9 protein-coding genes are annotated in these 6000 nt (G+C 39.8%); 5 read left to right on the top strand and 4 right to left on the bottom strand.

The genetic code is table 11. The annotated features are described in order from the left end of the window. Window positions 1-36: 36 nt before the first annotated feature. Together L1077_RS10910 and L1077_RS10905 are read right to left on the bottom strand one after the other, a co-directional pair. Window positions 37-1104, bottom strand: coding sequence for an AI-2E family transporter (locus L1077_RS10910; protein ID WP_237136872.1), 1068 nt, complete (start codon window positions 1102-1104; stop codon window positions 37-39). Beyond that, complete coding sequence (locus tag L1077_RS10905; RefSeq protein WP_063363059.1) at window positions 1097-1345, bottom strand: hypothetical protein; 249 nt, start codon at window positions 1343-1345, stop codon at window positions 1097-1099. The genes L1077_RS10910 and L1077_RS10905 overlap by 8 nt, the downstream gene beginning before the upstream one ends. A 255-nt stretch (window positions 1346-1600) precedes the next feature. On the opposite strand from L1077_RS10905, the gene L1077_RS10900 reads away from it, so the two are divergent. The 5 genes from L1077_RS10900 (at window position 1601) to L1077_RS10880 (ending at window position 5185) form a co-directional block, all read left to right on the top strand. Continuing rightward, on the top strand, window positions 1601-2266 hold the full coding sequence (locus L1077_RS10900; protein ID WP_063363058.1) for a hypothetical protein: 666 nt from the start codon (window positions 1601-1603) through the stop codon (window positions 2264-2266). A 1-nt stretch (window position 2267) separates the two neighbouring features. After that, window positions 2268-3716: a beta-barrel assembly-enhancing protease gene (locus L1077_RS10895; protein WP_063363057.1), complete on the top strand. Its 1449-nt coding sequence runs from the start codon at window positions 2268-2270 to the stop codon at window positions 3714-3716. Window positions 3717-3839: 123 nt separating this feature from the next. After that, on the top strand, window positions 3840-4187 hold the full coding sequence (gene arsC / locus L1077_RS10890; RefSeq protein WP_237136871.1) for an arsenate reductase (glutaredoxin): 348 nt from the start codon (window positions 3840-3842) through the stop codon (window positions 4185-4187). 3 nt (window positions 4188-4190) lie between these two features. Next, window positions 4191-4742 carry an NAD(P)H:quinone oxidoreductase gene (gene wrbA / locus L1077_RS10885; RefSeq protein WP_237136870.1) on the top strand — a complete coding sequence of 184 codons (552 nt, stop codon included), beginning with the start codon at window positions 4191-4193 and terminating at the stop codon, window positions 4740-4742. Further along, window positions 4739-5185, top strand: coding sequence for a DUF2069 domain-containing protein (locus tag L1077_RS10880; RefSeq protein WP_237136869.1), 447 nt, complete (start codon window positions 4739-4741; stop codon window positions 5183-5185). The genes wrbA and L1077_RS10880 overlap by 4 nt, the downstream gene beginning before the upstream one ends. 60 nt (window positions 5186-5245) lie before the next feature. On the opposite strand, the gene L1077_RS10875 is transcribed toward L1077_RS10880, so the two are convergent. Both L1077_RS10875 and L1077_RS10870 read right to left on the bottom strand, forming a co-directional pair. After that, window positions 5246-5560, bottom strand: coding sequence for an RnfH family protein (locus tag L1077_RS10875; protein ID WP_063363053.1), 315 nt, complete (start codon window positions 5558-5560; stop codon window positions 5246-5248). Next, the gene (locus tag L1077_RS10870) at window positions 5561-5995 is read right to left on the bottom strand and encodes a type II toxin-antitoxin system RatA family toxin (protein WP_237136868.1); all 435 of its coding nucleotides are present in this window, start codon (window positions 5993-5995) and stop codon (window positions 5561-5563) included. It abuts the gene before it with no gap. Between the last annotated feature and the right edge of the window lie 5 nt (window positions 5996-6000).

Below are 6000 nucleotides of genomic sequence, written 5' to 3'. Positions count from 1 at the left end.
GAGCTAAAAGCTCCCATGTCTAATATCTATTTCATTCTAACTTGTCTGTACACGCCTGTGGCTTGTTGACCAAGCATTTCCTAACGCTTTCACTAAAGATGCTAGAGGGATAGCAAAGAAAACTCCCCAAAACCCCCATAAACCGCCGAAAAATAGTACCGCTACGATGATATAAACGGGGTTTAGGTCCACCGCTTCTGAAAACAACAGAGGTACTAATAAGTTACCGTCAAGTGCTTGGATAATACCGTATACAATTAAAATGGTCCAAAATTCTGGCGCTACCCCGAATTGAAATAATGCCACCGCAGCTACTGGGATGGTGACCAATGCTGCACCGATAAATGGGATCAAAACCGACAGCCCAACTAAAGTGCCAAGCAGAGCAGCATAGCGTAAGTCCAATACGGCAAAAGCAATAAAGCTTGTACCTCCAACAATCACAATTTCAATGACTTTGCCACGAATATAATTCATGATTTGATGGTCCATTTCTTCCCACACTTGCGTAATTAACTTTCTATCTTTTGGTATTAGTTGCTTAATACCTGAAGTTAGAGACACTTTGTCTTTAAGCATAAAAAATACTAACAAAGGCACAAGGATCAAGTAAATTAACCAAGCCACTAAATCCTTAATCGACGTTAGGGATACAGAAACAATGAGCTCACCTAAAGCAAGTACTTTGCTCTCAACCCCAGCCACAATGTTTTGTACTTGCTGTACTGAGACCAAATTTGGGTAGTCTTCAGGAAGGTGCAACAAGTAATCTCGACCCTTTTCAATCATGCTCGGTGCTTCTTGCACTAAATTGCTCGCTTGAGACCACAAAACAGGAACTATCACAAGCAACAGAGCCAGCACAATGCCAATAAAGCCTAACATCACCAAATTTGTCGCCATAAGTCGACTAGGCATTAACTTTTGTAACCTAGTGACAGGCCAATCAAGCAAATATGCGATAACTAGGGCGACAAGCACTGGAATAACAAATGAACCAAAGAAATACAGCATTGTCGCTGTAAAAACGAGCATTAATAGCAACGTAACTGAATCGGGATCCGAAAATTTATCCTGATACCAAGATTTAATTAACTCAAACATCCGTGATGTACACCTCAATGTAATGTAATTGACCTTCTTCTATAAAGGCATAATGATAGGAGTTGTTGCACAAATAGCGCTTAACATCAGACAGGTCTTGCTCGTCTGTACAAATATACTGAATACTTTTATCTGGGCAGTTCTTTAAATGCCACTTAAACTGAACAAAGAGCTGTGGACATTGATACTGTCTCAAATCGATGGCATTTGCTTCAATGCATTGCTCTTTAACCAACTTCAAAAGCACTCACTTCGTTACAATCAGGATAGATAAAACAAACAAAAAGTAGCATCTTATACACTTTTAAAACATTAGAAACCAATTATAAACCTATAATATTTACTACTATAAATACGCTTCTTGTTTATAAGGCACCTAAGCACTCAATAGCAAGAGAATAATATTCTATTTTACGCATATTACAGCGCCTTTCTGTAGCTTGTACTTTGCCAATGGTTTATTCTTATATGAACAGCAAGTTTTACGGGAAACCACATGCCAAGAGCAAATAACAAGGCAAGTTTACCGGCCAACCCGACATTAAAAGAAATCAATTGGTATAAAAAGCAAATCAATTGGGGGGAGTTGCCACCCTTTTATCACCTTGTCGCATCCTCAGTAAGTGAAAGCGAAGGGATATTTCAACATGGTTTTGATAATGCGATAAAAAGAATACTCGATAAGCGAAATTGGAATTTACAACTACTCGATGGCTATGAAGATGACAACGGCATTGTTCATTGTAATGGCGCACCTCAAATATCTCTACACCAAGCTTTTACAGATCGGGGTTATGAGCTTTGGGCGTTTCCAATTGCCCGTGGCGTTAAAGTAGATACCTATCTAAAGGACAACAAATATCTTGAGTTTAACGTATGGGACCCCCATACCATGAAATCACTGATAAGATTTAGTCAACTGCATAAGTTTATTGGTTTTTATTTTGAGCGTGGGGATATTGCAGATAAAGCCCTCATACTCCACGCACACAAAGTAGTGCATCAAACAATCTCTCTTTTAAAAAGAGAATTGAACGTTGTGAGCGTTGATGGTGTCTCAATAAAAGATTTTTATCAATTATGTGAAAAAGACGCCCGAGCTTGTGAAGACGAGCTAAATCTAGCTAAGATCATGCTCGGTGAAGATATTAAGAAGGATTAGGATGCAATTTAGAAAAGCTCTTATAACCACACTTTGTGCTATCACAATGAGCTACACTTCAATCAGTACAGCTTCAGATTTTAAGTTACCAGACCTTGGAACATCAGCGGTACAAGTGCTGCCTATTGAGAAAGAGCAAGCATTAGGTGAAGTGATGATGATGCAGATCCGCTCTAGTTCACCACTTGTACAAGATCCTGTTCTTAATGAATATCTATCATCGCTTGGCAACAAGCTGGTTGCTAGTGCCAATGACGTAAGATTTCCATTTAAGTTTTTCTGGATAAATAACAAAGCTATCAATGCATTTGCATTTTATGGAGGTCACGTTGGCGTGCACACAGGCTTGATTGCTCAGTCTGATAATGAAAGCCAACTTGCATCTGTGCTGGGACACGAAATTGCACACGTTACGCAACGACACCTAGCAAGACGTATACAAAGTGCCAAAGATAATAGCGCATTGACCATTGCAGGTATGATCACGGGTATTCTGGCCACAGTTGTTGCGCCTGACGCAGGAATGGCTATACTCGCAGCAAATAGTACACAAGCAGCATTAAGTCAGCTAACTCATAGCAGAAAAGCAGAGCAAGAAGCCGACCGCTTTGGTATGCAAACGCTGCAAAAAGCGGGTTATGACCCCTACGCGGCAAGTGAGTTTCTAACTAAACTAGCGGCTCAAGTGCGCTTTCAAAATAAACCTCCTGCTTTTTTACTCACTCACCCTTTACCGGACTCGCGAGTATCAGATGTCAGGTTAAGAGCCCAGCAATACCCAAAGAAGTATGTTCCTAGCAGTGCAGATTTTCTCTATGCAAAAAGCCGAGTGATCGCACGCTACCACATGGACTCTCAAGACGCACAAGCCTATTTTGAGAATACTTTAAGAACTACATCGGATTTGGACAAAAGCCAATATGAGTACGGGCTCGCAATATCTTTACTTGATCAGAAGAAATATGACCAAGCAGAAGAAATCATCAATAAATTAGTCAAGGCACAACCTAATAACTTGTTTTATCTGGACGTTTATACTGATATCAAGATAGGACAAAAGCTATTCAAGCCTGCAATCGAAGTGTTAGAGAAAAAGCACAAGTTGCGCCCTAACAACCAAGTTATTACATTAAACCTTGCAAATACAGCTATCAAGGCGAAAGAATATGACAAAGCTGAACAGCTTCTTAAAGTGTTCTTGTTGGAAAAACCAAATCATGTACTTGCCAAGCAACTTTTAACAGAAACTTATGAGCTCAGTAAAAATAAAGCCGCATATCATGAATCTCGTGCGAGTTTACTCTCTCACTATGGTGCATTCATGAAAGCCGCAGATGAAGTGCAAAAAGCGCTTAACTTTATTGAAAAAGAAGACGAAATTAAAAAACTTCGTTTGAAAGCCCTACTTGCCAAGTATCGAAATATGCAAAAAGAGCTCGCTAAATTATAAAAAAACAGGTGCCTATATCATCCTAACTCGTATCCAACCTGCGGGCACAGAAGATAGGCACACTGAAATCAATCAGTTACAATTACCGTTAAGATTATTGGTTACCGTTTTAAAAGGTTCATTATGTCAGTCACTATTTACCACAATCCGCGCTGTTCTAAATCAAGACAAACACTTGCTTTGTTAGAAGAAAACTCAATTCAACCTGAAATAGTTGAGTATTTGAAAACACCTATTGATTCAGAAACCTTAAACGCACTTATATCTAAGTTAGGTTTTGATTCTGCACACCAGTTAGTTCGAAATAAAGAAGCAATATACAAAGAGCTTGGTCTAAATAAAGACAGCGATGAAGCGACTTTAAGACAAGCTATGCTTGATAACCCAAAGCTAATTGAGCGCCCTATTGTTGTTAAAGGTGACAAAGCTGCGCTGGGACGTCCTCCTGAATCAGTACTAGATATTATCTAAGCTATGCCAACTATTTTAGTTTTATATCATTCTAGCCATGGCTCTGTAGAGTCTATGGCCAATGAAATCGCCGATACACTGAGCGCACAAGGTGCGACTGTGCGTTTACGCACATTTGTACAAAAACATCCTCATGATATTGTGATTTCTAAACAAGACCTTATTGAGTGTGATGGCCTAGCATTTGGCACACCAACACGTTTTGGCATGATGGCGGCACAAGCAAAAACGTTTTGGGAAACAACCAGCGATTTGTGGTTAAAAGGTCAACTGATTGATAAACCGGCCTGTGTCTTTTCATCATCAAGTAGCATGCATGGCGGTAACGAGGCAACACTCTTAAACCTATCACTCCCTTTACTACATCATGGCATGATGTTAATGGGAGTACCCTATGATGTGCCTGAATTACTTTCTACAGAAAGTGGTGGGACACCCTATGGCGCATCACATGTTGCAGGTCTAGAAAATAGTGCCCAGTTAACTGAAACTGAAGTAAAAATCTGCCGAGCGGTCGCCGTTCGGCTCTACAGAGTGGCCAGTAAGTTATTATGACTCAGATCCCCAAGCAACCAAAAACAAAGCTGTTCCATAGACTCGCCTTATTTGGATATTGTGGTCTGTTGTTATTAATGCCCCTGTGGTTGTTTGTAGCATCACCAAGAGAGGGTTACAGCGAAGGGTTTATATTTACAGTTTACATTCTTCCATTGTTGCTGCCATTAAAAGGCATAGTACAAGATAAACCCTATACCTTTGCATGGGCTAACTTCATTGTCATTATATATTTTATACACGGACTCACTTTGCTTTGGATAGCAACTGATGAGCTAATATGGATAGCTTTAGAGTTAACTTTTGCCTCAGCTATGTTTATTGGTTGTACATACTACGCAAGACACAGAGGGCAAGAGCTTGGTTTAAAAATCAGAAAGTTAAAGGAAGACTTAGCTGATGAAAAAGCAGTCCATGAGCAAAGTGAAGACAATATTAAATAGACTTACTATCTAGCATTAAAAAGCCACGTAAGAACGTGGCTTTTTATCAAATAACACTCTTTATGCTCGACCACCCGTGATCTTATTTGCACGACCTTCTTCTTTTGCCTTGTCAGCTCTGCGACGCCTAGCCTCTTTAGGATCAGCAATTAAAGGCCTGTAAATTTCTATTCGATCCCCTTCTTTTACCACCTGATGTAACTTTACCGTTCTATTCCAAATACCAAGGCTCAGATTAGTTGGGTCAATTTCAGGACACTTATCTAAAATACCCGATTGCATAACTACATGTTCAGCAGAGGTACCCTCCGCCACATCTACGGTTACACTGGTCGCTTTTTCAGGAAGCGCAAAAACAACTTCAACTTTTATCATTTATCTAACCCCGTAGACAGACTTAGCCCGTTGGGTGAACGCTGTGACCATATTTTTTGCCACTTCGTTAAAGACCTTACCAAAAGCCAGCTCGATAAGTTTACTTGCAAATTCAAATTCCAGTTTTAAATTAACTTTGCACGCTTGTTCATCTAACTCAATAAACTCCCAATAGCCTTGCAATGATTTAAACGGTCCATCAACAAGCTGCATTTTAACTCGATTACCTTCAAACTGATTTTTTGTCGTAAACCACTTGGTCAGACCCGCTTTTGATATTTCCAAGCTTGCTGTCATCTCATCATTTGAACTGCTTAGTACTTTTGCACCTGAGCAATTTGGTAGGAAATCAGGATACGCATCTACATCATTGACTAAATCAAACATTTCTTGTGTGCTGTACATCACCAATGCACTTTTTTCTACTTGTGGCATACAAT

This window comes from Pseudoalteromonas luteoviolacea (assembly GCF_021654285.1).
GTDB lineage: Bacteria > Pseudomonadota > Gammaproteobacteria > Enterobacterales > Alteromonadaceae > Pseudoalteromonas > Pseudoalteromonas luteoviolacea_J.
Note: the sequence above shows the minus strand (reverse complement) of the source record. Positions and strands in the feature narration are given on the sequence as shown.

Excerpts from the sequence above, each read along its gene's own strand:
- L1077_RS10870 (WP_237136868.1), bottom strand. The coding sequence starts at position 5,995 with ATGCCACAAGTAGAAAAAAGTGCATTGGTGATGTACAGCACACAAGAA.
- L1077_RS10910 (WP_237136872.1), bottom strand. The coding sequence starts at position 1,104 with ATGTTTGAGTTAATTAAATCTTGGTATCAGGATAAATTTTCGGATCCC.
- L1077_RS10900 (WP_063363058.1), top strand. The coding sequence starts at position 1,601 with ATGCCAAGAGCAAATAACAAGGCAAGTTTACCGGCCAACCCGACATTA.
- arsC (WP_237136871.1), top strand. The coding sequence starts at position 3,840 with ATGTCAGTCACTATTTACCACAATCCGCGCTGTTCTAAATCAAGACAA.
- wrbA (WP_237136870.1), top strand. The coding sequence starts at position 4,191 with ATGCCAACTATTTTAGTTTTATATCATTCTAGCCATGGCTCTGTAGAG.
- L1077_RS10875 (WP_063363053.1), bottom strand. The coding sequence starts at position 5,560 with ATGATAAAAGTTGAAGTTGTTTTTGCGCTTCCTGAAAAAGCGACCAGT.
- L1077_RS10880 (WP_237136869.1), top strand. The coding sequence starts at position 4,739 with ATGACTCAGATCCCCAAGCAACCAAAAACAAAGCTGTTCCATAGACTC.
- L1077_RS10895 (WP_063363057.1), top strand. The coding sequence starts at position 2,268 with ATGCAATTTAGAAAAGCTCTTATAACCACACTTTGTGCTATCACAATG.